The sequence below is a fragment of the Lentzea aerocolonigenes genome, assembly GCF_000974445.1.
In the GTDB taxonomy this organism is placed as follows: domain Bacteria; phylum Actinomycetota; class Actinomycetes; order Mycobacteriales; family Pseudonocardiaceae; genus Lentzea; species Lentzea aerocolonigenes.
In genome coordinates, this window is sequence record NZ_BBOJ01000022.1 from 26,063 (window position 1) to 51,963 (window position 25,901).

The following is a 25,901-nucleotide window of genomic DNA, read 5'->3' on the forward strand; positions in this document are numbered from 1 at the left end:
ACCGGCCCCGGCGTTCATCCCTTCACGTACGTCCGCAGGTGCTGAGCCGTCACCGTCTCACCGGACGCGATGAGGTCCTGCGGCGTCCCCGTGAACACGACCTTGCCACCGTCGTGCCCAGCCCCGGGCCCCATGTCGACGATCCAGTCGGCGTGCGCCATCACGGCCTGGTGGTGCTCGATCACCACGACGGTGTTCCCGTTGTCCACCAACCGATCCAGCAACCCGAGCAACTGGTCCACATCAGCCAGGTGCAGCCCGGTCGTGGGTTCGTCGAGCACGTACACCGACCCCTTGTCGGTCATGTTGATCGCGAGCTTCAACCGCTGCCGCTCACCACCGGACAACGTGTTCAGCGGCTGCCCGAGCCCGAGGTACCCCAGCCCCACGTCCACGAGCCGGTCCAGGATCACCTTCGTCGGCCCGTCGGCGAAGAACGAGGCCGCAGCGGCGATCGGCATCTCCAGCACTTCGGCGATGTTCTTGCCGTTGAGCTTGTACCCCAGCACCTTCTGCGTGTACCGCTTGCCGCCGCACTCCTCGCACACGGTGGCGACGCCCGCCATCATCGCGAGGTCGGTGTAGATCAGGCCGATGCCCTTGCAGTTCGGGCACGCGCCGTCGGAGTTGGCGCTGAACAGCGAGTCCTTGACGTTGTTGGCCTTGGCGAACGCCTTGCGGATGTGGTCGAGCATGCCCGTGTAGGTGGCGGGGTTCGAGCGCTTCGAGCCGCGGATGGGCGACTGGTCGACCTTGACCACGTCGGCACGCGAACCGAGCGAGCCGTGGATCAGCGACGACTTGCCGGAGCCCGCCACACCCGTCACGACGGTGAGCACGCCGAGGGGGATGTCCACGGAGACGTTCTTGAGGTTGTGCAGCTTCGCGCCCTTGACCGAGATCTTGCCCTTGAACCCGCGCACCTGGTCGCGCAGGCCCACCTTGTGGTCGAGGTGCGTGCCCGTCAACGTGCCGGACTTGCGCAGGCCCGCCAGGTCGCCGGTGTAGCAGAGCTCGCCGCCGTGCACGCCGGCGCCGGGGCCGAGGTCGACGACGTGGTCCGCGATCGCGATGGCCTCGGGCTTGTGCTCTACGACGAGGACGGTGTTCCCCTTGTCCCGCAGGCGGAGCAGCAGGTCGTTCATCCGCTCGATGTCGTGCGGGTGCAGTCCGGTGGTGGGCTCGTCGAAGACGTACGTCACGTCGGTGAGCGCGGAGCCGAGGTGCCGCACCATCTTCACGCGCTGCGCCTCACCACCGGACAGCGTGCCGGACTCGCGGTCCAGCGACAGGTACCCCAGGCCGATCTCGACCAGGGAGTCCAAGGTGTTCAGCAGGTTCGCCAGGAGGGGCGCCACCTCGGAGTCGTCGACCTTGCGCAGGAACGTGGCCAGGTCGCTGATCTGCATCGAGGACAGCTCCGCGATGTTCTTGCCCTTGATCTTGCAGCCGAGCGCGGCCTGGTTGAGCCTGGTGCCGTTGCAGGCGTTGCAGGTCGTGAACGTCATGGCGCGGTCCATCCACGCCCGCACGTGCGGCTGGACCGTGTCGCGTTCCTTGCCCGCGTAGATCCGGTCGAACTTGACCAGCAGGCCCTCGTAGTTGAAGTTGAACTTGTCCCGCTTGAGCTTCTGCGCCGGAGCGTGGAGGAAGAGCTCCCACTCCTTCTTCGTGAAGTTCTTGAGCTTCTTGTCCATGTCGAAGAACTCCGACATGTTGTAGGTCTGCCAGTACTGCGAGCGCGGGTGGAAGTTCGGGATCGTGATGGCGCCCTCGTTGAGGGACTTCTCGACGTCGTACATCTCGTTCAGGTCCAGGCCGCGGGCACTGCCGATGCCCTCGCACTCCGGGCACATGCCGTCGGTCGAGTTGAAGCTGAACGCGGTGGACGTGCCGATGTGCGGCTTGCCGAGCCGGCTGAACACGATGCGCAGCATGGTGTGCGCGTCGGTGGCGGTGCCGACCGTCGAACGCGAGTTCGCGCCCATGCGTTCCTGGTCGACGATGATCGCGGCGCTGAGGTTGCGCAGCTCGTCGACGTCCGGGCGGCCCAGGTTCGGCATCATGGCCTGCAGGAACGCCGTGTAGGTCTCGTTGATGAGCCGCTGCGACTCGGCGGCGATCGTGCCGAACACGAGCGACGACTTCCCCGACCCGGACACACCAGTGAAGACGGTGAGGCGGCGCTTGGGGATGTCCAGCGAGACGTTGCGCAGGTTGTTCTCCCGCGCCCCGCGCACCTCGATCACGTCGTGGCTGTCGGCGGCGATTGGTTCCTGTCCACGCTTGCGGCTCATCGCACGACGGTCCCGCGCGCCGGTCGATCGTCACTCGAGCCGGGCTGGGGTCTCCAGGTGACGCACCAGTTCGCGGACGGCGCTGCGGCCGGCCCGGTTGGCGCCGATCGTGCTCGCGGAGGGGCCGTACCCGACGAGGTGGATGCGCGGGTCGGCGACCACGCGCGTGCCGTCGACCTTGATGCCGCCGCCCGCCGAACGCAGGTGCAGGGGCGCGAGGTGGTCGAGGTCGTGCCGGAATCCCGTGGCCCACAGGATGATGTCGGCGTCGAAGTGCTCGCCGGACGCCCACGCGACACCGTCCGGCGTGATGCGCTCGAACACCGGCTTGCGGTCGAGCACCCCGGACGCGATCGCGGCGCGTGTCTGGTCGTTGAGCGCCAGCCCGGTCACGCTCACGACGCTGCGCGGGATCAGCCCCTTGCGGACGCGTTCGTCGACCATGCCGACGACCTGGCGGCCGTAGTCCTCGGTGAACGGGCCTTCGCGCCACACCGGTTCGTGGCGCGTGACCCACCGGGTCTCGAGCGCGACAGGGGCGAGCTCCATCAGCAGCTGCGTGGCCGACGCGCCGCCACCCACGACGACGACGCGCTTGCCCGCGAACTCCTCGGGGCCCTGGTAGTCGGCGGTGTGCAACTGACGTCCCCGGAACGTCTCCTGGCCGGGGTAGTACGGCCAGAACGGGCGGCGCCACGTGCCGGTCGCGTTGATCAGGCCGCGCGTGGCCCAGACGCCGTCGGAGGTCTCGACCTTGAGCAGCGAACCGTCGTTCACGACCTGCGTGACGTTCACCGGGCGCACCACCGGCAGGTCGAAGAGCTGTTCGTAGCGGGCGAAGTACGACGGGATCGCCTCGTTGGCGCGTTCCTCCGGCCGCGGCTGCTCGAACGGCATGCCGGGCAGCTCGTGGATGCCGTGCACCGTGCGCATCCGCAGGCTGGGCCACCGGTGCAGCCACGCGCCGCCCGGAGCGTCGTTCGCGTCCAGCACGACGTGCTCCACTTCGCGCTTGCGCAGGAAGTAGGAGGCGGACAGGCCCGCCTGCCCCGCGCCGATCACCACCACGTCCGTCACACCAGTGTCAACCGCAGGAGGGCGGACGGTCTTCTCAGGGTGTGACCAACAGATCAAGGACGCCGCGGAACGAGTTACCCGCATCACGGAAGAAGTCACGAAGTATCGGTGTTGATCGATGTATGAGCCGTCTGACTGAGATCCCGCTGTCCGTTCTCGACCTCGCCCCGATCACGTCGGAATCGGATGCGACGACCGCGCTGCGGAACTCCCGGGAGCTCGCTCAGCAGGCCGAACGACTCGGCTACCACCGCTACTGGTTCGCCGAGCACCACAACATGCCGGGCATCGCGTCGTCCGCGCCCGCCGTGCTGATCGGGCACATCGCGGACGCCACGTCCACCATCCGCGTCGGCTCGGGCGGCGTGATGCTGCCCAACCACGCGCCGCTCGTGGTCGCCGAGCAGTTCGGCGTGCTCGAAGCCCTGCACCCCGGCCGGATCGACCTCGGCATCGGCCGCGCGCCCGGCACCGACCAGAAGACCGCCAGGGCGTTGCGGCGCACCGAAGCCGGTCTCTCCGCGGAGAACTTCCCGCAGGAGCTCACCGAGCTGATCAAGTACTTCGAGGGCACCGCGGAGCTCAACGCCGTGCCCGCCGCCGGCAACAAGCCGCCGATCTGGCTGCTCGGCTCGTCCGGCTACAGCGCGCAGGCCGCGGGGCTGCTGGGCCTGCCGTTCGCGTTCGCCCACCACTTCAGCGCGCAGAACACGCTGCCGGGGCTGGAGCTGTACCGGAAGCACTTCCGCCCGTCCGAGGTTTTGTCAGAGCCGTACGCCATGGTGTGCGCCTCGGTGATCGTCGCCGACACCGACGAGCACGCCCGGTGGATCGCGGGGCCGGGAGCGCTCTCATTCGTGCGGTTGCGCCAGGGCCGGCCCGGTCCGCTGGCCACACCGCAGGAGGCCGCGGACTACCCGTACACCGAGATCGACGAGCTGGTGGTCGAAGACCGCATGGCCACCCAGATCATCGGGTCCCCCTCAACGGTCCGCGCGGGACTCGACGCGTTGATGGAGTCGACGGCCGCCGACGAGCTCATGGTGACGACCATCGTGCACGGGCACGAGGACCGTCTCCGTTCGTTCGAACTGCTCAGCGATGTAGCCGAACGGACGCCTTCGTTGGGCCGTTCAGCCGCACATACGTGAGTCGGCTAGGCGTGAGCTTCACGTTTCGTACGACTGCCACTGCTCTGAACGGGTGATAAACGGCTCCCCTTGTAGCGCCAGACACACAGTGGGCGATGATCGGTGTGAGCGCGCACGCCCCCCGACGCGCTCCCTAGCATCACCAAGCGGTCTCGGCCGCAGGACGGCGTGGGGCAGGCGCACTCTGTGGCGCCGCCCACGTCGCCCATCACGAGTCGGCCACGGCCCGGCACCAGGTCCGCTTCAGAGGCCACTTTCGTTCGCCCCACCCCCTTCGGCACCGTCACAGTTGACGAGAGTCGTTCACACCCACCGCCGGGGTGGGAAAGGGGAGTTCGTGAAGTTCGCCAAATCGGCCGCGGGCCTGTGCCTGCTGCTGGCCGTGGCGGGATGTGCGGGCCCCGGTGTCGCCATCACCCCCGACGAGAACCTGACAGTGGAACAACGGGCTGAGACGCCCAGCGCGTCCGGTGCCGCCGCGTTCGGCACGCAGCGCGTGTGGTCCTCGGGTCTGTCCGTTGTGGTGTCCGCTCCCCGCTCCCTCGCGCCGTCAGCGACGGCGATTCCCCCGGCCAAGCGCACCGCGGTGTTCACGATCACCGTCTACAACGGCTCCAAGACCTCCTACCGCCCCTCCCAGCTCTCCGTGCGCGCCACGGCGGACGGCAACCCGGCCGCAGAGCTCGTGGACTCGGTGCAGGGCCTCAACGGTCTCGCCGCGGCCGTGGCGGAACTGCCGCCGGGCCGCGACACCCAGATCCAGCTGGCGTTCGCGGTGTCCGAGCTGCCGGTGCACATCGAGCTGACCATCCAGCCGGGTGGCCAGGGCCAGGACGCGGCGACGGTGTTCGAGGGCCAGGCATAGGCTTTCGGGCATGACCAGTCGTCTCGAGCCCGGAGACACCGCGCCCGCGTTCACGCTGCCCGACAGCGAGGGCAAGCCGGTGTCCCTGTCCGACTACCTCGGCAAGTCCGTGGTCGTGTACTTCTACCCGGCGGCGAGCACGCCGGGCTGCACCAAGCAGGCGTGCGACTTCCGCGACAGCCTCGCCCAGCTGAACGACCTCGGCTACTCCGTCGTCGGCATCTCGCCGGACAAGCAGGAGAAGCTCGCCAAGTTCCGCGACGCCGAGGGCCTGACCTTCCCGCTGCTCGGCGACCCGGACAAGAAGGTCCTCGTCGAGTGGGGCGCGTTCGGCGAGAAGCAGAACTACGGTCGCACCGTCCAGGGCGTGATCCGCTCGACGTTCCTCGTCGGCCCCGACGGCAAGATCGTCAAGGCCATGTACAACGTCCGCGCCACCGGCCACGTCGCCAAGCTGCTGCGCGAACTCCCCGCGTGAATGCGAGGTCGCCGTCGCTTTCGTGGCGACGGCGACCCGTTCTTCGGGTATGGTCGGGGTGAGGGCGTGCAACAAATGCCGCCCCTGTTCCGGTGAGGGTGATACACCGTGTGTCGCTTGACGGCACCTCGCGGCCCCGACATCCCGTCTGATTTCGTTCTGCGTGTCCACTTCCCCACGCGTGGCGGTTGACCTGGGCGTTTGAGCCCACAGTCCATCGTTGTTCCGAACACGCACGCCTGGCGCTGCGTGCATTTCGTGCTGGGAAAATTCAATGTTGAAGTGGATGTTGCTCGCCGCCGCCGTCGGCGCGGAGGTTTTCGCGACCCTTTGTTTGAAGTACTCCGACGGCTTCACGAAACCCCTGCCCGTGGCCGGACTCGGCGCGGGCTTCCTCACCGCGCTCTACCTGGAGTCGCTCGTGATCCGGATGGGCGTGCCCGTCGCCATCACGTACGCGATCTGGGCGGGCGCGGGCATCGCGCTGGTGGCGATCACCAGCCGCGTGCTGTTCTCCGACCCGCTCAACCTCGCGATGCTGGGCGGCATGGCGCTGATCGCGGCAGGCGTGTGCGTTGTGTCCGTTGCGTCCCACGCGCAGGCGGCAGCCGTCTAACCTCGTTTGGGTGGGCTTACAAGTCGTCGCTGTCTCGAAGCTCGGCCAGTCGGTGGCGCTGCGCGCCGCCACGGAATGGCTCGCCACGCCGGACACCCGCTCCCTGTCGCTGACCGACCTGGCGGCGCTGGAACTCTCGAAGCCCACCCAACGAGCCAAGCTCGACACCCTGGTCCAGCACATCGGCCACCAGGTCACCGAACAGCTGGAAGCCGTCCTCGAACGGTTCGCCGACGACGACGTCACCGCCTCGCTGGCCGCGGTGGAGGAGGCGTTGTCGTGCGTCGACCTGTCCGATGGGGCCCTGCTCGCCGACGACACCGACCCGGAGGTCCTGGCCCAGCGCATCCGCCGCTCGGTGCCGCGTCAGGATTTCGGGCGCTGTTACGAGATCGCGCTCGACCAGTCGTGCCGCTATCTCGTGCAGATCATCAGGCACCTGCCGTCGTTCCAGCCGCGCGCGCTTGCCGAGGTGCTGTCCCGGGCCACGGCCCAGACGGCGTTGCTGGAGGACGTGCTGGCCCGTCTGCCCCGGACTTCGTTGTACGCGCCTGCCGGGACGGACAACGACGACGAGTTCCGCGACGAGTACCTGCGCTACATCGCGGCGAATCTGGATCGCCTGGAACTGCTCGGGTTGTCCATGAAGGACAAGCCCAGGCTGGCGTTGAGCGTCGCGTACCTGAGCCTCACCGTGTCAGGTCAGGAGCGGCAGGGACGCGAGTGGTTCAGCGAGAGCGACCAGGCACGGTCCGGTGTGCGCGTCGAGTCCGCGCTGAGCGGTCGCACTCTCGTGCGCGGCGAAGCGGGTTCCGGCAAGACGACGCTGCTCGACTGGCTCGCGGTGACCGCTGCCCGCAGCGGGTTCTCCGACGACCTGGACACGTGGAACGGCCTCATCCCGTTCCCCGTCAGGCTGCGTGCCTACGCCGACTCCCCGCTGCCACGCCCGGAGGAGTTCCTGACGGGGCCGCTCGCCGGGCTGATGCCTGCCGGTTGGGTTCACCGGGTGCTGCGCGAGGGCCGGGGCCTGGTGCTGGTCGACGGCGTCGACGAGGTGCCGCCGCAGAAGCGCCGCAACGTCCGCGAGTGGTTGCGCGGACTGGTGCACGCCTTCCCCGACGCCCAGTTCGTTGTCACCGCCCGTCCCGCTGCGGCTGACGAGAAGTGGTTGGAGGAGCTGGCGTTCTCCTCGGTCCTGCTCGAACAGATGAGCTCCGCCGACGTGAAGGCGTTCGTCCAGCGCTGGCACGAAGCAGCCGGTGCGCCTGAGGAAGCTCGGCGCAGGCTCGTCACCCAGCTCGACAGCCGCGAACATCTGCGTTCCCTGGCTTCCTCACCCCTGCTCTGCGCGATGTTGTGCGCACTGAACCTCGGGAGGGTCTCGGAACTGCCGCAGAACCGCATGGAGCTGTACGCGGCGGCCCTCACCATGTTGCTGGACCTCCGTGACGCCGAACGCGGCATCGCGCGGGTCCTCACCACCTCGGACAAGACGGTTCTGTTGCGGGACTTGGCCTGGCGGCTGACGCTCGGCGGCCGCAGCCAGCTGCCGACGCAGAAGGTCCGCGAGCACGTGGCGCGAAAGGTCCGTGCGATGCCCAACGTCGACGAGGAGCCGGACGTCATCGTCACGCACCTGCTGGAACGCAGCGGCGTCATCCGCGAACCCGTGCTGGGGCGGGTGGACTTCGTGCACCGGACGTTCCAGGAGTACCTCGCCGGTGAGGAGGCGATGGAGGACGACCACGTCGACACGTTGGTGTCCCACGCGCACCTCGACTCCTGGGCCGAGACGATCGTGCTCGCGTGCGGTCACGGGCGACGGGCCGACGTGAGCGACCTGCTGACCAAGGTGCTCGACCGCGCTGATCGAGAACCACGATGCAGCCGGCGGCTGCGCCTGCTCGCCGCCGCCTGCCTGGAGACCGTCAAGGACGTCGACGCGGGGGTGCACGAGCGGGTCGACTCGATGATCAAGGACACGCTGGTTCCGCCGCGCAGCACCAAGGAAACGGCCTCGCTGGCGACCATCGGCCATCGCGTGCTGCGCTACCTGCCCGCCGACTTGAGCGAACTGTCCGAGGCCGCCGCAGCCGCGACGGTCCGCAGCGCGGCCTTGATCGGGTCACCCGAGGCGATGGTCCGCTTGGCAGGCTATGCCCGCGACGGCCGGCTCAGCGTGCAGAAGGAGCTGGTCGACGCGTGGCTGAACTTCGACCCGCAGCGCTACGCGGAGGAGGTCCTGGTCGACGCACCGCTCGACCGCGGCTACGCCAGGATTGCGTCCGCTCGTCTGATTCCTCACCTGTCGCACCTCCGCCAGCTCGTCGGCACGGACGCCTGGCTGCCACGCCACGAAATACAGCCAGACCTGGGCTTCGTCGGCATGCTGAAAGGACTTCGCCACCTCGATGTGCAGACAAGAGGGGAGGTGGATCTCAGCCTGCTCGCGGCAACCGCACCACGCATGATCCACGTGACGGGCGCGCAACGATTCACGAACCTGGACAAGCTGCCGCCAATCGAGACCGCACTCGCCCTGTACCAAAGGGAACCGTGGGCCGACCTGGAATTCGTGCGCGGACGAAGACTGAAACACCTCTATCTGAGCGAGGTGGCTTCCGACTGCGACCTGAGCCCGATCGCACAAGTGCTCGGACTACGTACCCTCACCTGCAGCCGCTGGCCGAACCTCGGTGCCCTTCCTCCGCTGCCGCACCTGGACTCCGTGTTCTTCGGCACGAGCCGTGACGTCCCGATCGATCTTCGGCCGCTCAGCGGGCGACACCTTCGGCTCAGGCTGCACCAGCTCAACACGCACATCGGGGTCGACGAGCTCGGCCCCGACGTGCGGATTGAGTGGATCGGTTAGACCAGCTTGCGCAGGTGCGGCACAAGCAGCTTCAGGGCGCGGCCCCGGTGCGACTCCGCGTCCTTCTCCTCCGCCGTCATCTCCGCAGAGGTGATCTCGTACCCCTCAGGCACGAAGATCGGGTCGTACCCGAACCCGTTGGTCCCCCGCCGCGCCCGCAGCAACGTCCCGCGCCACTCCCCGCGAACGACGACCTCCTCGCCACCGGGCACGACCATGGCCACGACCGACACGAACGCCGCACCACGACGCTCGTCCGGCACGTCGCCGAGCTGGCCGAGCAGCAGGTCCAGGTTGGCGTCGTCGTCGCCGTGACGACCCGACCACCGGGCGGACAGCACGCCGGGCATGCCGTTCAGCTCGTCCACCGCGAGCCCGGAGTCGTCCGCGACGGACACCAGGCCCGTGGCCGCGGCGGCGTCACGGGCCTTGGCCAGCGCGTTGCCCTCGAAGTCCGGCGCGGTCTCCGGCGCCTCGGGAAACGAAGGCACGTCCGACAACGACAGCACCTCGATGCCCGACAGGCCCTCCGAGGCCACGATGCGCTGCAGCTCGCGCAGCTTCTTCGCGTTGCGCGAGGCCAGGAGCAGCTTCACCGCTTGCTCGCCTTGGGCTCGGGCAGCACGCCGGGGTACGGCTCGGCCAGCGCGGCGGCCTGGATGCGGTTCAGCTCGGCGCAGCCCAGCAGTGCCACGTCCAGCATGCGGTCCAAAGTGGACCGGGCGAACGTCGCGCCCTCGCCGGTGCCCTGGACCTCGATCAACGTGCCCGCGTCGGTGGCGACGACGTTCATGTCGACCTCGGCCCGCGAGTCCTCCTCGTAGGGCAGGTCGAGGCGCACCCGGCCGTCCACGACGCCGACCGAGACCGCGGACACGGCGCACGACAGCGGGTTCGGGTCGGCCAGGCGACCGGCCGCGCCCAGGTACGTCACCGCGTCGGCCAGCGCCACGTACGCGCCGGTGATGGCCGCGGTGCGGGTGCCGCCGTCGGCCTGGATGACGTCGCAGTCGATGACGATGGTGTTCTCGCCGAGCGCCGCCAGGTCGATGCAGGCCCGCAGCGACCGGCCGATCAGGCGCGAGATCTCGTGCGTGCGGCCACCGATGCGGCCCTTAACGGACTCGCGGTCGCTGCGGCTGTGCGTCGCGGACGGCAGCATCGCGTACTCGGCGGTCACCCAGCCGAGGCCGGAGCCCGAACGCCAGCGGGGGACGCCTTCGGTGACACTCGCCGCGCACAGCACGCGGGTGTTCCCGAACTCGACCAGGACCGAGCCCGCGGGCCAGGTCTGATATCCACGCGTGATCCGGACGTCACGCAACACGTCGTCGTTCCTACCGTCGCTTCGCACCACGCGGCCTACCCTAATGAACCCTGCGGAGCGCGATGGCGTAGGGAGATACATGCTGACGATCGACGGTATTCCGCTTCACCCGTTGTTCGTGCACGCCGTGGTCGTGCTGTTGCCCCTCGCGGCGCTGAGCTCGGTCGCGATCGCGCTGGTACCGAGCTGGCGGCGCAGGTACGCGTGGCCCGTCCTCGGCGTCACGCTGGCCGGCGTCGCCGCCGTTCCGGTGGCCAAGGAGGCCGGCGAGGACCTCCAGGCGTCGCTGGCGCAGAGGATCGGGCCCAACCCCGCCATCGAGGCGCACGCCGCGCTCGGCGACATGTTGCTGCCCCTCGCGCTCGGCTTCGGCGTCGCGGTGATCGCGTTGCTCGTCGCCGGCAGGCTCGCCGACCGCGAACGCGCGGCCGAGGCGCCCACCACGAAGACGTGGCGGGTGATCTCAGTCGTGGTGAGCGTGCTGGTCGTGCTGCTCGCGATCGGCACCACCGTGCAGACGGTGCGCGCCGGTCACAGCGGGTCTTCGGCGGTCTGGAGCGGCATCGGCAGCTGAAGGGGCGCCGTCGCCGACTGCTTCAGCGTCCGCGTGACCGTGCAGAACTGCTCCACGGCGCGACGGACGACGGTTTCGAGCGCCTCCGGATCGTCCACCGAGGACAGGTCGTAAGAGAGCGTCACCGGGATGGAGATCACCTCGTTGCCGCTCTCGGACTGCACCGCGTCCGCGACGGCCGACAGCTGCTCGCCGCCGGTGCGGCGCAGGATCAGGGTCTCCGACGTCACCACCGCGCAGCCCGCCGCGGCCGCCACCAGCAGTTCGACCGGGCTGAACGAACCCTCCTGGCCCTTGCGGCCGATCCGCACCGTGGCGCCGCGTTCGTTGGAGGCGACGAACTCGTGGTCGCCCACCCGCTCGATCTCGATCATGACTGCTCCCCCACCTCGTACCGGCCGCCCTGCACGACCAGCTCACACGGCCCGTCGAACGCCGATCGGGCTTCCTCCAGCACGTCCTCACGCGACGTCCACGGCGGCACGTGCGTGATCAGCAGCCGTCCCGCCCCCGCCCGCGCGGCGAGCTCACCCGCCTCGCGCCCGGACAGGTGCAGGTCCGGCTGGCGGTCCGGGGCGTGCGTCCAGCTCGCCTCGCTCAGCAGCACGTCGACGCCCGCCGCCAACGAGTCCAGCGCGGCGCACGGCCCGCTGTCCCCGGTGTAGGCCAGGGTCACGTCACCGCACGAGATCCGGAACCCGTAAGCCTCGCAAGGGTGTGCCACCACGGCTGAGTCCACAGTGAACGGTCCGATCTCGACCGGCGCCCCCAGGCCGTGGAACGAGAAGACGTCGCTGAAGTCCAACGACGCCCGTTCGGCCTCGTTCGGCGCGTAGGCGGCGACGAACCGCGAGGGCGCCTCCGCGGGCGCGTACACCGGCAACGCCCCCGTGGGCGGCGACGGGTGGTACTTCCGCGCCACGTACAGCGAGGACACGTCGACGCAGTGGTCGGGATGCAGGTGCGACAGCACCAGAGCGTCCATTGAGAACAGCGGGCGCTCCTCCTGGAACCGCGACAGCACCCCGTTGCCGAACTCCAGCGCCAGCGTGAAGCCGTCGGCCTCCAGCAGGTAGCCGGACGCGGCCGCGCCCGGTCCAGGAATGCTGCCGGAGCAGCCGAGCACGGTCAGCAGCACGTCATCCCCATTGTTCGAAGGTAGGGAGGAACCGGGCCGCGAGCTTCGCGAACCGCTCGGGCGGACCAGTGCACGTCACCCGGTGGACGGGTGGTTCGGAGGCGAACTCGTCGCGCTCGGTGAGCAGCCGCACGACGTCCTTCACCGTTTCCTCCGCACTCGACACCAGTGTCACGGCCTCGCCCATGACGATCTGGATCACGCCCGTCAGCAACGGGTAGTGCGTGCAGCCCAGGACCACCGTGTCGACCTGGGCGCGCTGCAACGGTTCCAGGTAGGCCTGCGCCAGCCCGAGCACCTGCCGGCCGGACGTGATGCCGCGCTCGACGAAGTCCACGAACCGGGGGCACGCCGCCGCCGTCACGGTCACGTCGCGCGCGGCCTGGAACGCGTCCTGGTAGGCGTGGGAGTTGATCGTGCCGACGGTGGCGATCACGCCGATCTTGTTGTTGCGGGTCGTCATCACCGCTCGCCGCACGGCAGGCAGGATCACCTCGACCACCGGCACGTCGTAGCGCTCACGGGCGTCGCGGAAGCACGCGGCGGACGCGGTGTTGCACGCGATCACGAGCATCTTCGCGCCCTCGTCGACCAGCCGGTCGCAGATCTCCAGCGCGTGCTTGCGCGCCTGCGCGATCGGAAGCGGCCCGTAGGGACCATGAGCCGTGTCGCCGATGTAGTGGATCGACTCGCCGGGCAGCTGGTCCATGATCGCTCGGGCGACCGTCAGGCCGCCGACGCCCGAGTCCATGATCCCGATCGTCACGCCGAGAATGTAGCTGGTGTTGTGCTGCGCCGGTTGTCACGAGACACACCCCACGCCGCCAGCACGCCACCGATTGCGCCGAACAGGTGGCCTTCCCACGACACACCCGGCTGACCGGGCAGCACGCCCCAGAGCGCGGCGCCGTACAACGCGAACACGCCGACCGCGATCACCATCTGCAGCCACGACCGCGCGAAGAGCCCGCGCACGAGCAGGAACGCCAGGAACCCGAACACCAGCCCGGACGCACCGATGTGGCTGCCGGGACTGCCGAACACCCACACGCCCAACGCACTCGTCAGCCAGATGACCGCGGTGACCTGGAAGAACTGCTTCAACCCACCAGAGGTGGCGAGAAAACCCAGCAGCAGCAACGGAACCGCGTTGCCGGTGAGGTGGCTCCAGTCGCCGTGGATCAACGGCATCCACAGCAGGTTGTCCCACTCGCTGAAGTCGCGCGGCCGCACGCCGTCGCCTTCCAGGGAACCGCCGGTCGCGACGTCGAACGCCTCGACCACGTAGAGGAAGCCGACGAACCCGGCGACGACGAGGAACGACAGCACGGGGTGCGGCGGGATGACTCGTTTCGCCAGGGCGGTGCGGTCCACCAGACCAGGGTACGTGGCAGGCCGTGTCCTGTGAGTTCGTTCGATGGCAGCCACGTCCGAGAGGCTTTCTGACGGTGCCGCCGCGATGCCCTCATACCGGGCGTATTCGGGGATCGCGGCGGTGCCGTCAGAAAGCCCCTCGGGCGCGGTTGCCGTCCGACGAGGCTCACAGGACACGGCCTAAGGTGATCGGGTGTCGATCGAAGTAGCGGTGCGCGCGTCCGCCCAGCTCGGCGAGGGCCCGACGTGGGACCACGGCAGCTCCACGTTGCTGTGGGTGGACATCCTGGCCTCGGAGGTGCACCGCTACGCCCCCGCGCGGGACGACGACGCCGTGCTCGTGCTCCCCCAGCACGTCGGTGCCGCGAAACCACGCGCGCAGGGCGGCATCGTCTGCAACCTGCGCGACGGCATCGCGCTGATCGACCGCGACGGCACCAAGAGCTGGCTCGTCTACTGGGCTCGCGAGGGTGTGCGCGGCAACGACGCGGGCGTCGATCCGTCCGGGCGGCTGTGGGCCGGCACGATGCGCTACGACCAGGCCGCCGACGAGGGCTGGCTCGCCAGGATCACCGGCGAGGGCGCCGCGAAGGTCATGGTCGACAAGGTGAACACGAGCAACGGCGTCGGCTGGAGCCCCGACGGGAAACTCATGTACTACGTCGACACCCCGACCCGGCGGATCGACGTCTTCGACTTCGACAACGCCGCCGGCACCGTCTCCAACCGCCGCCCGCTCACGCACGTCGGCCACACCGAAGGCTGGCCGGACGGGCTGTGCGTCGACGCCGACGGGTGCGTGTGGGTCGCGTTGTGGGGCGGGCACGCGGTGCGGCGCTACACACCGCGGGGCGAGCTGGACCGCGAGATCGCGGTGCCCGTGGACAACCCCACCGCCTGCTGCTTCGGCGGGGCCGACTTCACCGACCTCTACGTCACGTCCGCCCGAGTCGGGTTGCCGGACCAGGCGTTGATCGACCGTCAGCTGAACGGGTCGGTGCTGGTGCTGCCGGGCATCGGCCAGGGCGTTCCGGGCGTCGCGTTCAACGGTTAGCCGCTCGACGTCACGCGCATCACCATGTGGTTTATACGGATGCGCGCCGACCGGCCGGTGAACTACAAAAGAGCAGTACACCGGCCCGCACTAGCATCTCTGGGGGGATGCGATGAAGGACGACCACGCCTGGAAGGGCGCCTGACCGATCACGCCCAGAGGTGGCCGTCGAGTCTGGCGGCCGCCTCGTCCAGCGTTCCGGCGTAGGCACCGGTGGACAGGTACTTCCACCCTGCGTCCGCCACCACGAAGACGATGTCCGCGGCCTTCCCCGCCACCTCGGCCTTCTGCGCCACGGCCAGCGCCGCGTGCAGGATCGCGCCCGTCGAGATGCCGGCGAAGATGCCCTCGGTCTCCAGCAGCTGCCGGGTGCGGCGCAACGCGTCGTAGGAGCCGACCGAGTACCGCCCGGTCAGCACCGACTCGTCGTACAGCTCCGGCACGAAGCCCTCGTCGAGGTTGCGCAGGCCGTAGACCAGCTCGCCGTACCGCGGTTCGGCGGCGATGATCTGCACGTCCGGCTTGGCCTCGCGCAGGAACCGCCCGACGCCGACCAGCGTGCCCGTCGTGCCCAGACCGGCCACGAAGTGCGTGATCTCCGGCAGGTCCTTGAGGATCTCCGGGCCCGTGCCGCGGAAGTGCGCGTCCGCGTTCGCCGGGTTCCCGTACTGGTAGAGCATGATCCAGTCCGGGTTCTGCTTGGCGAGCTCCTTCGCCGTGGCGACGGCCTGGTTCGAGCCGCCCGCGGCGGGCGAGAACACGATGCGCGCGCCGTAGGCCTGCAGCAGCTGACGGCGTTCGGTCGAGGTGTTCTCCGGCATCACGCACACCAGGCCGTAGCCCTTGAGCTTCGCGGCCATGGCGAGCGAGATGCCGGTGTTGCCGGACGTCGGCTCCAGGATCGTCGCGCCGGGACGCAGCACGCCGTCCCGCTCCGCCGCCTCGATCATGGCCAGCGCGGGCCGGTCCTTGATCGAGCCGGTCGGGTTGCGGTCCTCGAGCTTCGCCCAGATGCGCACGTTCTCGGACGGCGACAGGCGCGGCAGGCCCACCAACGGCGTCCCGCCGAGCGCGTCCAGGAGCGAGTCGTAGCGGGCCATGGGTGGATCAGCCGCCCGCGACGGCCGGGAGGATGGTGACGTTGTCCCCGTCCTTCACCGCGGCCTCGAGGCCACCGGCGAAGCGCACGTCCTCGTCGTTGACGTAGACGTTGACGAAGCGGTGCAGCGCACCCTCCTTGACCAGGCGGGCCTTGAGGCCACCGTGGTTGTTCTCCAGGTCGTCGATGACCTCGGCGAGCGTCGTACCGGCAGCGGACACCGACTTCTCGCCCCCGGTGTGGGTGCGCAGGATGGTCGGGATCGACACGGTGACGGCCATGATGGTTCTACCTCCGGGGAATGTGGCTCAGGACTCGATGATCTTGACCGGTTCCTCGGTCACGACACCGTCGACGATGCGGTACGACCGCACCTCGTGCTCGATCGGGTCACGCGTGGAGACCAGGACGTAGTGCGCCTCAGGCTCGCCGGCGAACGAGATGTCGGTGCGGGACGGGTACGCCTCGGTCGCGGTGTGCGAGTGGTAGACGACCACCGGCACCTCGTCGTTCGCGTCCATCTCGCGCCACACCTTGAGCTGCTCGGCGGCGTCGAACCGGTAGAACGTCGGCGACCGCTCCGCGTTCTCCATCTCGATGAAGCGCTCAGGCCGATCGGACCCGTACGGCCCTGCGATCACCCCGCACGCCTCGTCGGGATGATCGCGGCGCGCGTGGGCCACCATCGCGTCCACCAGGTCACGGCGAATCACCAGCACGCGTTCAATCCTACGGGCTGGCGGGAGTTGTCTCGGTATGCGAGATATTGCACTACACAGGGGGTCTGACCTGCGTCATCGGCACCGCAGCGCCTTCACGAGGCACCACGTCGCCGCCGCGAGCGCACCGAGCCGGAGCACGCCGCCACGCCGTTCCTGCTCGGACAGCGTGGCCCACTCGGCGAGCTCGACCGCCGTGGCGGCCGTGGTGGCGCCGATGGCCACGCGCAGCAACGCGGTGTTGCGGCCGTGCAGCGGATGACGACGGACGGGTGGCGGCACGAGCTCGGACACGACACCGGCGGCCTGGTCGATCACATCGCTCATGCCGGGTGGGGTACCCGGCTCAGAGGTCGCGGAACGCCTTGACCTCACCGAGCGTCGTCGCCTCGCGCGCACCGGACACCACGGCGTCCGCGAACACCTCCGCGGCCGCCGCGCAGAGGGCGTCGAGGGCGAACGGGCGCGGCTCCGCGAGCGGCACGGCACCCGTGGCCAGCGCGAACACCGTGTCGCCGTCGAACATCGAATGCGCCGGTCGCACGGCTCGCGCCAGGCCGTCCTGCGCCGCCATCGCGAGCCGCTGACACTCCGCTTTGGACAGATCCGCGTCCACCGCGACGACGCCGATCGTCGTGTTGAGGCCCTGCGGTTTGTGCTCGGGCAGCTCGACCGGCGTGGTGCCGAGCGACGGCAACCACGGCAGACCCGTTGCCCTGTCGACGACTTCACCGGCCGCGTTCACCACCGCCAGCGCGCCGACGTGGTGCTCGCCGACCTTCGTGGCCGCTGTGCCGACGCCGCCCTTCAACGACCCCACGCGCGCACCGGCACCCGCGCCGACGCAGCCGAGAGCGAACTCCGCGGAGGCGTTCGAGCAGGCCTCGTAGCCGAACGACGCGTCCGGGCGGTTGCCCCACTCCGACATCGGCAGGTCGAAGATCACCGCGCCCGGCACGATCGGCACGACGTGGTGCGGCTGCGCGCCCACCTGGAAGCCGATCGACCGTTCCGAGAGCCACCGCATGACGCCGTCCGCCGCCGCGAGCCCGTACGCCGAGCCGCCGGACAGGCAGATCGCGTGCACCTGCTGCACCAGGTTCGCCGGGTCCAGCAGGTCGGTCTCACGTGTTCCCGGCGCGCCACCGCGTCCGTCGACGGCGCCGACCGCACCGGAGGGCACCAGCACGACGGTGGTGCCGGTGGCCCAGCCCGGTTCGACGCGGTGGTGGTGGCCGACGAGAACGCCGGGAATCACGGCATCATCGCCTCGACCAGGGTGTCCTGCACCCAGGTCAGCCAGTGGTAGACGCCGAGGTGCGGCGATCTCGGGTCTTCCGGCGGCAGCTCCTCCGGCATGTCCTCGGTGACGTCGAGCGCGGTCCCCAGCGCCAGGCGCACGTCGTTCAGCGACGCGAGCCAGGCCTCCGCCTCACCGATCGACAACCGGATCTCGCCGCCGTCGGGCGAGCACGTCTGGAGCACGACCTCGGCCGCGCCCGTCTTGTGGTCCAGCAGCTCCGGCTCGTGCAGCGACCGCAACGCCGCCGCGGAGTTGACCTCGTCGGGGTCCGGCGCGTCGTCGTCCAGGCGGTGGAAGTCGGGCAGCAGCCGGCCGAGGATCGGGTCGTCGGGTGCCTCCGACGAGCCCGTTCTGATGCCGGTGAGCTCCGCGAGCTCGTCCTGCGGCGCTTCTTCCGCGCGGGCCAGCAGCATGTCCTGGATCTGGCTGACCAGACCGCGCACGACCGCGGCCTCCTGCCGGTCCAGCCGCCCGATGACGACGTCGCCGTCGCGGATCCACCGCTTCACGAGGCCCGCTGCATGGTCGCCCAGAGGCCTGCCGCGTGGAGCTTCGCCACGTCGGCCTCCACCTTGTCCTTGGTGCCCGAGGTCACGATCGCCTTGCCCTTGTGGTGCACGTCGAGCATCAGCTTGGTCGCCTTGTCCCTGCTGAAGCCGAACAACTTCTGGAACACGTACGTCACGTAAGACATGAGGTTCACCGGGTCGTTCCAGACCACGGTCTGCCACGGTCGGTCCTCGGCGGCGATCTCCGCGCCGACGGCCTCCGGCTGCGTCCGTTCCTGTTCGACGGGCGTGGTCATACCGCCAATGGTGTCATGTTCGCCGCAGTGGCGGAGACCGCATGCGGCTAAACCGGATGCGACCTTAGGGTTGGCGACCATGAACTCGACGGCGTTGCTGACCGACCACTACGAGCTGACCATGCTCGCGGCCGCGCTGCGTGACGGGACCGGTGACCGTCCGTGCGTGTTCGAGGTCTTCGCCCGCAGGCTGCCCGACGGTCGTCGCTACGGCGTCGTCGCGGGGGTGAACAGGCTGCTCGATGCGATCGGGGACTTCCGCTTCGGCGAGGAGGAGCTCGACCAGCTGCGCCGCAACGCGGTGGTCGACGATTCGACTTTGGAATGGCTCGCGAACTACCGGTTCTCCGGTGAGATCGACGGCTATCCCGAGGGCGAGCTCTACTTCCCCGGCTCACCCGTGCTGACGGTCAGGGCGTCCTTCGCCGAGGGCGTCGTGCTTGAGACGCTCGCGCTCTCGATCCTCAACCACGACAGCGCGATCGCGTCCGCCGCCGCCCGCATGGTCACCGCCGCGAACGGCCGCCGCATGATCGAGATGGGTTCGCGCCGCACGCACGAGGAAGCCGCCGTGGCGTGCGCCCGCGCGGCCTACCTGGCGGGCTTCACCGCGACGTCCAACCTCGAAGCCGCGCGCCGCCACGGCATTCCGACGGCCGGCACGTGCGCGCACGCGTTCACGTTGCTGCACGACTCCGAAGAAGCGGCGTTCCGCAGCCAGGTCGAAGCGCTGGGCGTCGGCACGACGTTGCTGGTCGACACCTACGACATCACCGAGGGCATCAAGACCGCCGTCGCGGTGGCGGGGCCCGACCTCGGCGCGATCCGGATCGACTCCGGCGACCTCGGCGTCATGGCCAGGCAGGCACGCGACCAGCTCGACTCCCTGGGCGCTCGCAACACCCGGATCGTCGTGTCCAGCGACCTCGACGAGTACGCGATCGCCGCACTGCGCGCCGAACCCGTGGACGCGTACGGCGTCGGCACGTCCGTCGTGACCGGTTCCGGCGCGCCGACCGCGGGCATGGTCTACAAGCTGGTCGAGGTCGACGGCAGGCACGTCGAGAAGCGCAGCTCGTCCAAGCAGTCGCGCGGCGGCTGGAAGAAGGCGTTGCGGCGCCACAAGGACACCGGCACGGCGCTGGAGGAGGTCGTGTTCCAGGCCTCGTCCCAGCCGGAGCTCGGCCGCTACGACAAGCTCGTCCAGATCCCGCTGATGCGCGCTGGACAGCTCACCGACGAGGTCCCCACGCTGGAGCAGAGCCGCGAACGTCTGCGCGCGGCTCTGGTGAGCGTGCCGTGGGAAGGCCTCAAGCTCTCGCGCGGCGAGCCCGCGATCCCGACGGTCTACCTGGAAGGCTGACATGACCAAGGCACTGATCGTCGTCGACGTGCAGAACGACTTCTGCGAAGGCGGCTCTCTGGCCGTGGCCGGTGGTGCGGCCGTGGCGGCGGCCATCTCGCAGCACATCGCGTCGTCGTCATACGACCACGTCGTCGCGACGCGCGACTACCACGTGGATCCCGGCTCGCACTTCTCCGAGACGCCGGACTTCATCGACACGTGGCCGGTGCACTGCGTGGCCGGCACGCCCGGTGCGTCGTTCCACCCGGAGCTCGACGTGTCCGCCGTCGAGCAGGTGTTCTCGAAGGGCAGGTTCGCCGCCGCGTACTCGGGGTTCGAGGCGGAGAACGACCTCGCGGGGTGGCTGACGGACAAGGGCGTGACCGATGTGGACGTCGTCGGCATCGCGACGGACCACTGCGTGCGCGCGACCGCCCTGGACGCGCAACGGAACGGCTTCCGCACGACGGTGCTCGTCGGGCTGACGGCCGCGGTCGCCCCGACGACCCGCGACGCCGCTGTGGACGAGCTGCGCGCCGCGGGTGTCGGGATCGCCTGAGACCTAAGGCGTTGGTGAGCAGGCCACCGTTCCGACGGTGACGCTGCCCGTGTAGCCGGACGACGGCTCGAACGTGATCTTCAGCAGGGTCATGCTGATGCTGCCGTCGTTCGGCACCGGGAACACGGTGTCGGTGAACTTCGCCTTGGCGAGCACGGTTCCGTTGCTCGCCTTGACCTCGTGCACGTAGCCGGACGGGATCTGCTGCGGCAGCCCGGTCCAGCCGGACATGCCCTTGAGCTCCCAGCCCGCCTGCGTGCCCTTCTCGTCGGCGCTGCAGGTGATCGTCCACTCGGCGATCTTGAGCCGCGGCCCCTTCGCCGCGACGAGAGCCGACAGCTCGAACGCCTTGCCGGTGGCCACCGACTTGGTCCTGGTGAGGAGCTCGTCCGGGTTCACGACCTCGGTCGTGCACGTGGACGACGTCTCGCCGATCTTGAGCCCGTTCCTGTTCACGGCGGGGCTGGCTCCGGTGACGGTGCCAGCCTGGTCCGGGTTGACGTTGCACACGGCGAGAGGTTCCACCTTGTACGTCTGGTCCGCCTTGGCGAAGTCGGCCGAACCGGAAGACGCCGTGCCGGGTGGGTTGCCGGCGAGTGCGGGTGCCGCCGTCGCCAACGTCAACGCGACCACCGCCCCCGCGACCACACTCTTTCGCACTGTTTCCCCTATGGCTCGAATTACCACCGCCCGATAATGGTTGTGCCGGGTGGCGCGGATGACAGTTCGGCACCCCACGTCACCCGTTCGTGAAATAGCGATTACACGACCGAGTGACAGGCGAACTGTTCGTCAGTGAACACCCGCCAGCGTGGCGAACGGCTCCCGGCGCGGTAACGCGGTCGGCAGGCCCGCCAACCTCTCCAGGGCGGAGCACACCCGCACCGCGGCACGCCCGTCGCCGAACGGGTTGCGCCCCAGCGGGAGCCGCAACCGGGAGCCGAGCACCCACCCCGCCTCGGCGAGGATGCGGGTGGTGTCGGTGCCGACGAGCCAGGCGCACCCGGCGTCGACGGCGAGCATGCGTTCGGTCGTCTCCCGCAGCACCAGCACCGGCACGCCGAACGTGGGCGCCTCCTCCTGGATGCCACCGGAGTCCGTCAGAACCAGGGCGGCGCGCCGCAGCACGCGCACCAGGTCCGGGTAACCGAGCGGGTTGGTGATGACCACGCGTTCGTGGCCACCCAGCAGGGACACGACCTGTTCGCGCACACCGGGGTTCGGGTGCGCGGGGATGAGCACGTGCACGTCGGGGTGGCGGTCGGCGATGGCGCGCACGGCGTTCAGCACGCGCATGAGCGGGCGGCCCCACGACTCGCGGCGGTGCACGGTGACGAGCACGAGCCTGCCACCGGTGGCGTCGAGGGTGCGTTCCAGGGCGACGACGTCGGCGCTGGACGCGGGCAGGTCGGCGGACGCGACGCGCTGCACGGCGTCCACGACGGTGTTGCCGGTGACGACGATGTGGCTGTCCGGCAAGGACTCCGTGTTCAGCGCGTTGGCGGCGTCGTCGGTCGGCGCGAGGTGCAGCGAGGTGATGCGGGAGATCATCTGCCGGTTCCCCTCCTCGGGGAACGGGCCGTACAGGTCACCGGTCCGCAGACCGGCTTCGAGGTGCGCCACGGGGATTCCGCGCCAGAACGAGGCGAGCGCCGCGGCCAGAGCCGTGGTGGTGTCGCCCTGCACGAGGGTGACCGCGGGGTCGCGGTCGGCCAGCACGGCGTCGAACTCGGGCAGCAACCGGGAGACCAGCTCGGACTGCGTGCCGGTGTGGCGGGGGACGTCCAGCCGCACGTCGGGGACCAGGTCGAACGCGTCCAGCGCCTGTTCGACCAGGTCGGAGTGCTGTCCGCCGTGGACGATCGTCGGGCGAAGACCGGGGTGGCCCCTCAGCGCGATGGCGACCGGGGCGATCTTCACGGCTTCCGGCCGCGTGCCGGCCACCAGCAGAACTTCTTTGCTCACCGTTGTCCTCTTCTCGGGGAGACCGGGTGGTCCGCCTGGGAGCGGGGGCAACCCCAGGCGGACCGTGTCAGCCGGCTCGGTTCGGCCTGGCCTTCGCGGTGGCGGGGACGCGCTTGCGGCGCGTGCTGTGCATCAGGAACGCACCAGCGAGCAGGAGAACGACTCCCGCGACGATCCACCACGTCACGTTCGCGCCGGTGACCGCGAGGGCTCCGACACCAGTGCCGACACCGATGCCGGTACCGGGGACCTTGTACATCTGCCGCTCCTCTAGGCCGCGTTGAGCGACGCGCGGCGGCGCAGCGCCACGAAGGCGACCGGAGCGGCGACGACACCGAGCAGGCCGAGGCCGATCCACAGGCCCGCACCCGACGCCATCGGGATGGGCAGGCCGGCGGGGCCGCACGTGGCGGACGAGATGATCACGTCGCCGGTGCCGATGGAGCCGACCTTGCCCTGCAGCAGCTTGATGTGGATCGCGTTGACCGTCAGGCTGCCGTCGTCGTTCTTGTACTGCTCGTTGAAGACGACCTCGGCGATCTTGATCCCGGCGAGCTGCACGTCGAGCACCGTGTTGGGCGCCGGGTCGGCGTTGACCTGGCCGAGCTTGCCGAGGTTGACGCCCGCGAGCTTGGACTTGCCGGACAGACCCTTCTGGGTCGCCGTGCACTCCGCCTCCACCAGTTCGGCGGAGATCTTCCCGGTGACCTTGGAGAGCAGGTCGACCCTGACGTCCGCGGTGCTCGCCCGCGAGTACACGCCGCCGGACTTGTCGTCCCGCGACGCGGAGGCGTTGATGACACCGGTCTTCATGACTCCGGTGAGATCGACGCCGGCGAACGTGTTCTGCGTCGGCCCGTTCGCGTTGGCGGCGGCGAACGGTTCCGCGTTGACAGCGGGGTTGCCGAGCAGCGTCACGTTGAGCCTCGCACCGTAGGCCGAGGCGTCCCCCGGAGCGGCCGAAGCAGGTGCGGCACCGACCAGGAGTGCGGCAATCGCGATGACTCCAGCCAGTCCCGTCATTCGGACACGCATGAAACTCCTTCCCTTGGTTCCTCCGGCCCCAGGGCGCGCCGATACCAAGGTGGTTTCACGCTTTCCGGGGGCAATTACCGGCATCGGCTTTCTTTCGAGGGAACTGAGGGTTACTCCCCGTATCGAGCGACACGACCACTCGACTCGCCCAATCGGCGCCACTCATCGTGGAACTTCTGATCAATTTCCGGTCACGGCGTCACTCGATCCGGGGATGAGGGCTGACGTTGCGTCGACCGATGGAACGTCAGGTAGCCCGTCTGGGCGCTCCCTCATCGGTGGAAAGGATCCTCGGGTGACGCTTGCCGTGCGCCGCACCGCATTCCCGAGCCGGGTGACGGTGGTCGTCCTGCTCGCTCTCGCCGCCGGACTCGTGTTCGCGCACCGCCTGTACCGCACGGCGGAGATCTCGCTGTCCGGAGCGGTCCTGAGCGTCATCAGCTCCTACGGCGTGGCCGTGGTTCCCGAGCGCCAGACCGTCTACTTCGGACTGGGCTCGGACACTCCGCTGGGCCTGCGCATGACACCGGAGTGCACCTCGGCGTTCCTGGTGCTGCCGTTGATCGTGGTCGGCGCGGTGATGATCGCGTTGCGCCCGCGCATCCAGTCGCGCGTGCTGGTCGCGCTGGCGTTCGCGGCGTCGGCGGTCGTGATCGTGAACCAGTTCCGCGTGCTCACGCTGGTCGGACTGGTGCGGTGGCTGGGTGTCGACACCGGTTACTACTGGGGTCACACGCTGCTCGGGTCGATGGTGAGCGTGTTCGGTGGCGCGGCGGCGTTGGTCGCGTTCGTCTGGCTGGCCACGCGGAAGTGAGCCTCGACCTCGTTCTCGGGTTCACGCAGGCGCTCGCTCTGACGATGAGCGTCGCCTTCGTGACGTACGTGTTCGTGATCGTGGTGCCGTACCTGCGGCGCAAGCCCGCGCCCGTCGGCGTGCCGGAGACGTTGGAGTGGCACTTCTTCGTGCCGTGCCGCGACGAGGAAGCCGTCATCGGCGCCACGATCCGCTATCTGCGCGAGACGTTCCCCATCGCGCACGTGTGGGTCATCGACGACGACTCCGACGACGGCACTGCGGGCGTCGTACGGACGTTGAAGCGCAACGGCGATGTCCGAGACACGCACATCCACCTCGTGCAGCGCCAACGGCCGTATGCCCGTACCGGCAAGGGCAACGCACTGAACGACGCCTACCGCACGTTGAAGCTGTGGATGGGCCGACGCGCGGACACGGACCGTGCGATCATCGTGGTGGTGGACGCCGACGGCCGGCCCGCGCCCAACTGTCTTGAAGTCTGTGCGGCGTCTCATCTCTTCGGCAACCCGCGCATCGGCGCCGTGCAGGTCGACGTCCGGATGATCAACGCGGGTCAGCGTCAGCCCGGCGTCTCGTTGTGGCGGCGGACTTTCGGCGCCGCCCTGGTGCGGATGCAGGACCTGGAGTTCCGCACGGCCATCGCGGCGATCCAGCTGTCGCGCGGCGCGACCGGCACGATCTCCATGGGCGGCAACGGGCAGTTCACCCGCCTGTCCGCCTTGGACTCGATCGCCGGGCCGACGGGCAGCCCGTGGCGCGGTTCGCTGCTGGAGGACTTCGAGCTCGGCGTGCACCTGCTGACGGCGGGCTGGCACACCGGGTTCTCGTTGGACACGCACGTGAACCAGGAGGCGCTGTACTCGTTGCGGCGCTTCTTGGCGCAACGAACCCGTTGGGGCCAGGGAACCATGCAGTGCATGCGTTATCTGAGGCGCATCTGGGACTCCGAGCACCTGACGACTCTCGGTGCCGCCGAGATGATGTACTACCTCGCGCAACCGTGGATGCAGTTGCTCGGCACGGTGATCTACCCGATCCCCATGGCGCTCATGGCTTACCGGTTCGTGGTGTCGCCATCCGAAGTCGTGGCGTGGTTCTTCGACGGCGCGTGGATCCTCTTCACCGTGTACGGCGCGTTCGGTCTGTTGCCCTTCGTTTTGTGGGGACCGGTGTATCGCGCGCGTTGTGTGCCCGTCGGCTTCTGGAAGTCCATCGGGTACGGACTCGGTTACGCGCTGTACATCTACACCTTCTACATCACGTCGTGGCGCGCGCTGATCCGCTTGGTGCGCGGCAACAACGGCTGGACCAAGACGAGGCGCAACGAGGAGCGGGCCGCGGGCAAGGTCGCGCTCGATGTGTAACCGGTCACTTTGTATAGATCAGACAAAGACGTTCTCGAGTTTCCCTGGTTAACCTCAGGTCCTC

Annotated in this window: 30 protein-coding genes; 11 read left to right on the forward strand and 19 right to left on the reverse strand. The window is 69.2% G+C overall.

The genetic code is table 11. From position 1 onward, the window contains the following. Positions 1-14: 14 nt before the first annotated feature. The gene (locus tag AOM45_RS36360; RefSeq protein WP_030469570.1) at positions 15-2,297 is read right to left on the reverse strand and encodes an ATP-binding cassette domain-containing protein; all 2,283 of its coding nucleotides are present in this window, start codon (positions 2,295-2,297) and stop codon (positions 15-17) included. Between the two features lie 30 nt (positions 2,298-2,327). After that, positions 2,328-3,374: an NAD(P)-binding domain-containing protein gene (locus AOM45_RS36365; RefSeq protein WP_030469571.1), complete on the reverse strand. Its 1,047-nt coding sequence runs from the start codon at positions 3,372-3,374 to the stop codon at positions 2,328-2,330. A gap of 122 nt (positions 3,375-3,496) precedes the next feature. Between AOM45_RS36365 and AOM45_RS36370 the strand changes: the two genes are divergently transcribed. The 5 genes from AOM45_RS36370 (at position 3,497) to AOM45_RS36390 (ending at position 9,359) form a co-directional block, all read left to right on the forward strand. After that, positions 3,497-4,525 carry an LLM class flavin-dependent oxidoreductase gene (locus AOM45_RS36370; protein ID WP_035911448.1) on the forward strand — a complete coding sequence of 343 codons (1,029 nt, stop codon included), beginning with the start codon at positions 3,497-3,499 and terminating at the stop codon, positions 4,523-4,525. Between the two features lie 337 nt (positions 4,526-4,862). Then, positions 4,863-5,390: a hypothetical protein gene (locus AOM45_RS36375; RefSeq protein WP_030469573.1), complete on the forward strand. Its 528-nt coding sequence runs from the start codon at positions 4,863-4,865 to the stop codon at positions 5,388-5,390. 10 nt (positions 5,391-5,400) lie between these two features. Next, complete coding sequence (gene bcp, locus AOM45_RS36380) at positions 5,401-5,868, forward strand: thioredoxin-dependent thiol peroxidase (RefSeq protein WP_030469574.1); 468 nt, start codon at positions 5,401-5,403, stop codon at positions 5,866-5,868. A gap of 274 nt (positions 5,869-6,142) precedes the next feature. Then, positions 6,143-6,484 (forward strand): DMT family transporter, encoded by a 342-nt coding sequence (locus tag AOM45_RS36385; protein ID WP_030469575.1) that lies wholly within the window; start codon positions 6,143-6,145, stop codon positions 6,482-6,484. A 10-nt stretch (positions 6,485-6,494) separates the two neighbouring features. Then, positions 6,495-9,359 carry an NACHT domain-containing protein gene (locus AOM45_RS36390; protein WP_035911451.1) on the forward strand — a complete coding sequence of 955 codons (2,865 nt, stop codon included), beginning with the start codon at positions 6,495-6,497 and terminating at the stop codon, positions 9,357-9,359. On the opposite strand, the gene rdgB is transcribed toward AOM45_RS36390, so the two are convergent. Together rdgB and rph are read right to left on the reverse strand one after the other, a co-directional pair. Further along, positions 9,356-9,955 carry an RdgB/HAM1 family non-canonical purine NTP pyrophosphatase gene (gene rdgB, locus AOM45_RS36395; RefSeq protein WP_030469577.1) on the reverse strand — a complete coding sequence of 200 codons (600 nt, stop codon included), beginning with the start codon at positions 9,953-9,955 and terminating at the stop codon, positions 9,356-9,358. The two genes, AOM45_RS36390 and rdgB, sit on opposite strands and share 4 nt — an antisense overlap. Beyond that, complete coding sequence (gene rph, locus AOM45_RS36400; protein ID WP_030469578.1) at positions 9,952-10,716, reverse strand: ribonuclease PH; 765 nt, start codon at positions 10,714-10,716, stop codon at positions 9,952-9,954. Before rph ends, rdgB begins: the two co-directional genes overlap by 4 nt. 49 nt (positions 10,717-10,765) lie before the next feature. On the opposite strand from rph, the gene AOM45_RS36405 reads away from it, so the two are divergent. Beyond that, complete coding sequence (locus tag AOM45_RS36405; RefSeq protein ID WP_030469579.1) at positions 10,766-11,260, forward strand: DUF2231 domain-containing protein; 495 nt, start codon at positions 10,766-10,768, stop codon at positions 11,258-11,260. On the opposite strand, the gene AOM45_RS36410 is transcribed toward AOM45_RS36405, so the two are convergent. Genes AOM45_RS36410 through AOM45_RS36425 form a run of 4 tightly spaced genes read right to left on the reverse strand, consistent with a single transcriptional unit; the run spans position 11,218 to position 13,772 of the window. Then, positions 11,218-11,634, reverse strand: a complete 417-nt coding sequence (locus AOM45_RS36410) for an OsmC family protein (RefSeq protein ID WP_030469580.1) — start codon at positions 11,632-11,634, stop codon at positions 11,218-11,220. The two genes, AOM45_RS36405 and AOM45_RS36410, sit on opposite strands and share 43 nt — an antisense overlap. Next, positions 11,631-12,398: an MBL fold metallo-hydrolase gene (locus AOM45_RS36415; RefSeq protein WP_030469581.1), complete on the reverse strand. Its 768-nt coding sequence runs from the start codon at positions 12,396-12,398 to the stop codon at positions 11,631-11,633. The genes AOM45_RS36410 and AOM45_RS36415 overlap by 4 nt, the downstream gene beginning before the upstream one ends. A gap of 1 nt (position 12,399) precedes the next feature. Beyond that, positions 12,400-13,149, reverse strand: a complete 750-nt coding sequence (gene murI / locus AOM45_RS36420; protein ID WP_030469582.1) for a glutamate racemase — start codon at positions 13,147-13,149, stop codon at positions 12,400-12,402. A gap of 11 nt (positions 13,150-13,160) precedes the next feature. Continuing rightward, on the reverse strand, positions 13,161-13,772 hold the full coding sequence (locus AOM45_RS36425) for a rhomboid family intramembrane serine protease (protein ID WP_236703955.1): 612 nt from the start codon (positions 13,770-13,772) through the stop codon (positions 13,161-13,163). A gap of 193 nt (positions 13,773-13,965) precedes the next feature. Between AOM45_RS36425 and AOM45_RS36430 the strand changes: the two genes are divergently transcribed. After that, positions 13,966-14,826: an SMP-30/gluconolactonase/LRE family protein gene (locus AOM45_RS36430; protein WP_030469584.1), complete on the forward strand. Its 861-nt coding sequence runs from the start codon at positions 13,966-13,968 to the stop codon at positions 14,824-14,826. Between the two features lie 149 nt (positions 14,827-14,975). Here the strand turns inward: AOM45_RS36430 and AOM45_RS36435 are convergent, their stop codons facing one another. The 7 genes from AOM45_RS36435 to clpS all read right to left on the reverse strand — a co-directional run bounded on the left by AOM45_RS36435 (position 14,976) and on the right by clpS (position 18,752). Then, entirely contained in the window at positions 14,976-15,926 is a 951-nt protein-coding gene (locus tag AOM45_RS36435; protein WP_030469585.1) for a PLP-dependent cysteine synthase family protein, read from the reverse strand. 7 nt (positions 15,927-15,933) lie between these two features. Further along, entirely contained in the window at positions 15,934-16,206 is a 273-nt protein-coding gene (locus tag AOM45_RS36440) for a MoaD/ThiS family protein (protein ID WP_030469586.1), read from the reverse strand. A gap of 27 nt (positions 16,207-16,233) precedes the next feature. Then, positions 16,234-16,644 carry a M67 family metallopeptidase gene (locus tag AOM45_RS36445; protein ID WP_030469587.1) on the reverse strand — a complete coding sequence of 137 codons (411 nt, stop codon included), beginning with the start codon at positions 16,642-16,644 and terminating at the stop codon, positions 16,234-16,236. Positions 16,645-16,719: 75 nt separating this feature from the next. Next, on the reverse strand, positions 16,720-16,971 hold the full coding sequence (locus tag AOM45_RS36450) for a hypothetical protein (protein WP_156094029.1): 252 nt from the start codon (positions 16,969-16,971) through the stop codon (positions 16,720-16,722). A gap of 19 nt (positions 16,972-16,990) precedes the next feature. After that, entirely contained in the window at positions 16,991-17,902 is a 912-nt protein-coding gene (locus AOM45_RS36455; protein WP_030469589.1) for a P1 family peptidase, read from the reverse strand. Next, the gene (locus tag AOM45_RS36460; RefSeq protein WP_030469590.1) at positions 17,899-18,456 is read right to left on the reverse strand and encodes a DUF2017 domain-containing protein; all 558 of its coding nucleotides are present in this window, start codon (positions 18,454-18,456) and stop codon (positions 17,899-17,901) included. Before AOM45_RS36460 ends, AOM45_RS36455 begins: the two co-directional genes overlap by 4 nt. Continuing rightward, a complete protein-coding gene (gene clpS, locus AOM45_RS36465; RefSeq protein ID WP_030469591.1) occupies positions 18,453-18,752 on the reverse strand; it encodes an ATP-dependent Clp protease adapter ClpS in 300 nt (99 codons plus the stop codon). The genes AOM45_RS36460 and clpS overlap by 4 nt, the downstream gene beginning before the upstream one ends. Before the next feature lie 79 nt (positions 18,753-18,831). Here clpS and AOM45_RS36470 point away from each other — a divergent pair, with 79 nt between their 5' ends. Both AOM45_RS36470 and AOM45_RS36475 read left to right on the forward strand, forming a co-directional pair. Then, the gene (locus AOM45_RS36470) at positions 18,832-20,115 is read left to right on the forward strand and encodes a nicotinate phosphoribosyltransferase (RefSeq protein WP_030469592.1); all 1,284 of its coding nucleotides are present in this window, start codon (positions 18,832-18,834) and stop codon (positions 20,113-20,115) included. A gap of 1 nt (position 20,116) precedes the next feature. Next, positions 20,117-20,656, forward strand: coding sequence for an isochorismatase family protein (locus AOM45_RS36475; protein WP_030469593.1), 540 nt, complete (start codon positions 20,117-20,119; stop codon positions 20,654-20,656). A gap of 3 nt (positions 20,657-20,659) precedes the next feature. On the opposite strand, the gene AOM45_RS53165 is transcribed toward AOM45_RS36475, so the two are convergent. From AOM45_RS53165 to AOM45_RS36495, 4 genes are all read right to left on the reverse strand, one after another. Further along, positions 20,660-21,316: a hypothetical protein gene (locus tag AOM45_RS53165; RefSeq protein WP_030469594.1), complete on the reverse strand. Its 657-nt coding sequence runs from the start codon at positions 21,314-21,316 to the stop codon at positions 20,660-20,662. A gap of 132 nt (positions 21,317-21,448) precedes the next feature. Next, the gene (gene wecB, locus AOM45_RS36485) at positions 21,449-22,621 is read right to left on the reverse strand and encodes a non-hydrolyzing UDP-N-acetylglucosamine 2-epimerase (RefSeq protein WP_030469595.1); all 1,173 of its coding nucleotides are present in this window, start codon (positions 22,619-22,621) and stop codon (positions 21,449-21,451) included. Positions 22,622-22,688: 67 nt separating this feature from the next. Then, positions 22,689-22,880 (reverse strand): LAXTG motif-containing small protein, encoded by a 192-nt coding sequence (locus AOM45_RS36490; RefSeq protein ID WP_030469596.1) that lies wholly within the window; start codon positions 22,878-22,880, stop codon positions 22,689-22,691. An 11-nt stretch (positions 22,881-22,891) separates the two neighbouring features. Further along, positions 22,892-23,656, reverse strand: coding sequence for a choice-of-anchor protein CoaP (locus AOM45_RS36495; protein ID WP_030469597.1), 765 nt, complete (start codon positions 23,654-23,656; stop codon positions 22,892-22,894). A 295-nt stretch (positions 23,657-23,951) separates the two neighbouring features. On the opposite strand from AOM45_RS36495, the gene xrtP reads away from it, so the two are divergent. Together xrtP and AOM45_RS36505 are read left to right on the forward strand one after the other, a co-directional pair. Continuing rightward, positions 23,952-24,470, forward strand: coding sequence for an exosortase P (xrtP, locus tag AOM45_RS36500; protein ID WP_236703956.1), 519 nt, complete (start codon positions 23,952-23,954; stop codon positions 24,468-24,470). Then, entirely contained in the window at positions 24,467-25,837 is a 1,371-nt protein-coding gene (locus tag AOM45_RS36505; protein ID WP_030469599.1) for an XrtP-associated glycosyltransferase, read from the forward strand. The genes xrtP and AOM45_RS36505 overlap by 4 nt, the downstream gene beginning before the upstream one ends. The last annotated feature ends 64 nt before the right edge of the window (positions 25,838-25,901 follow it).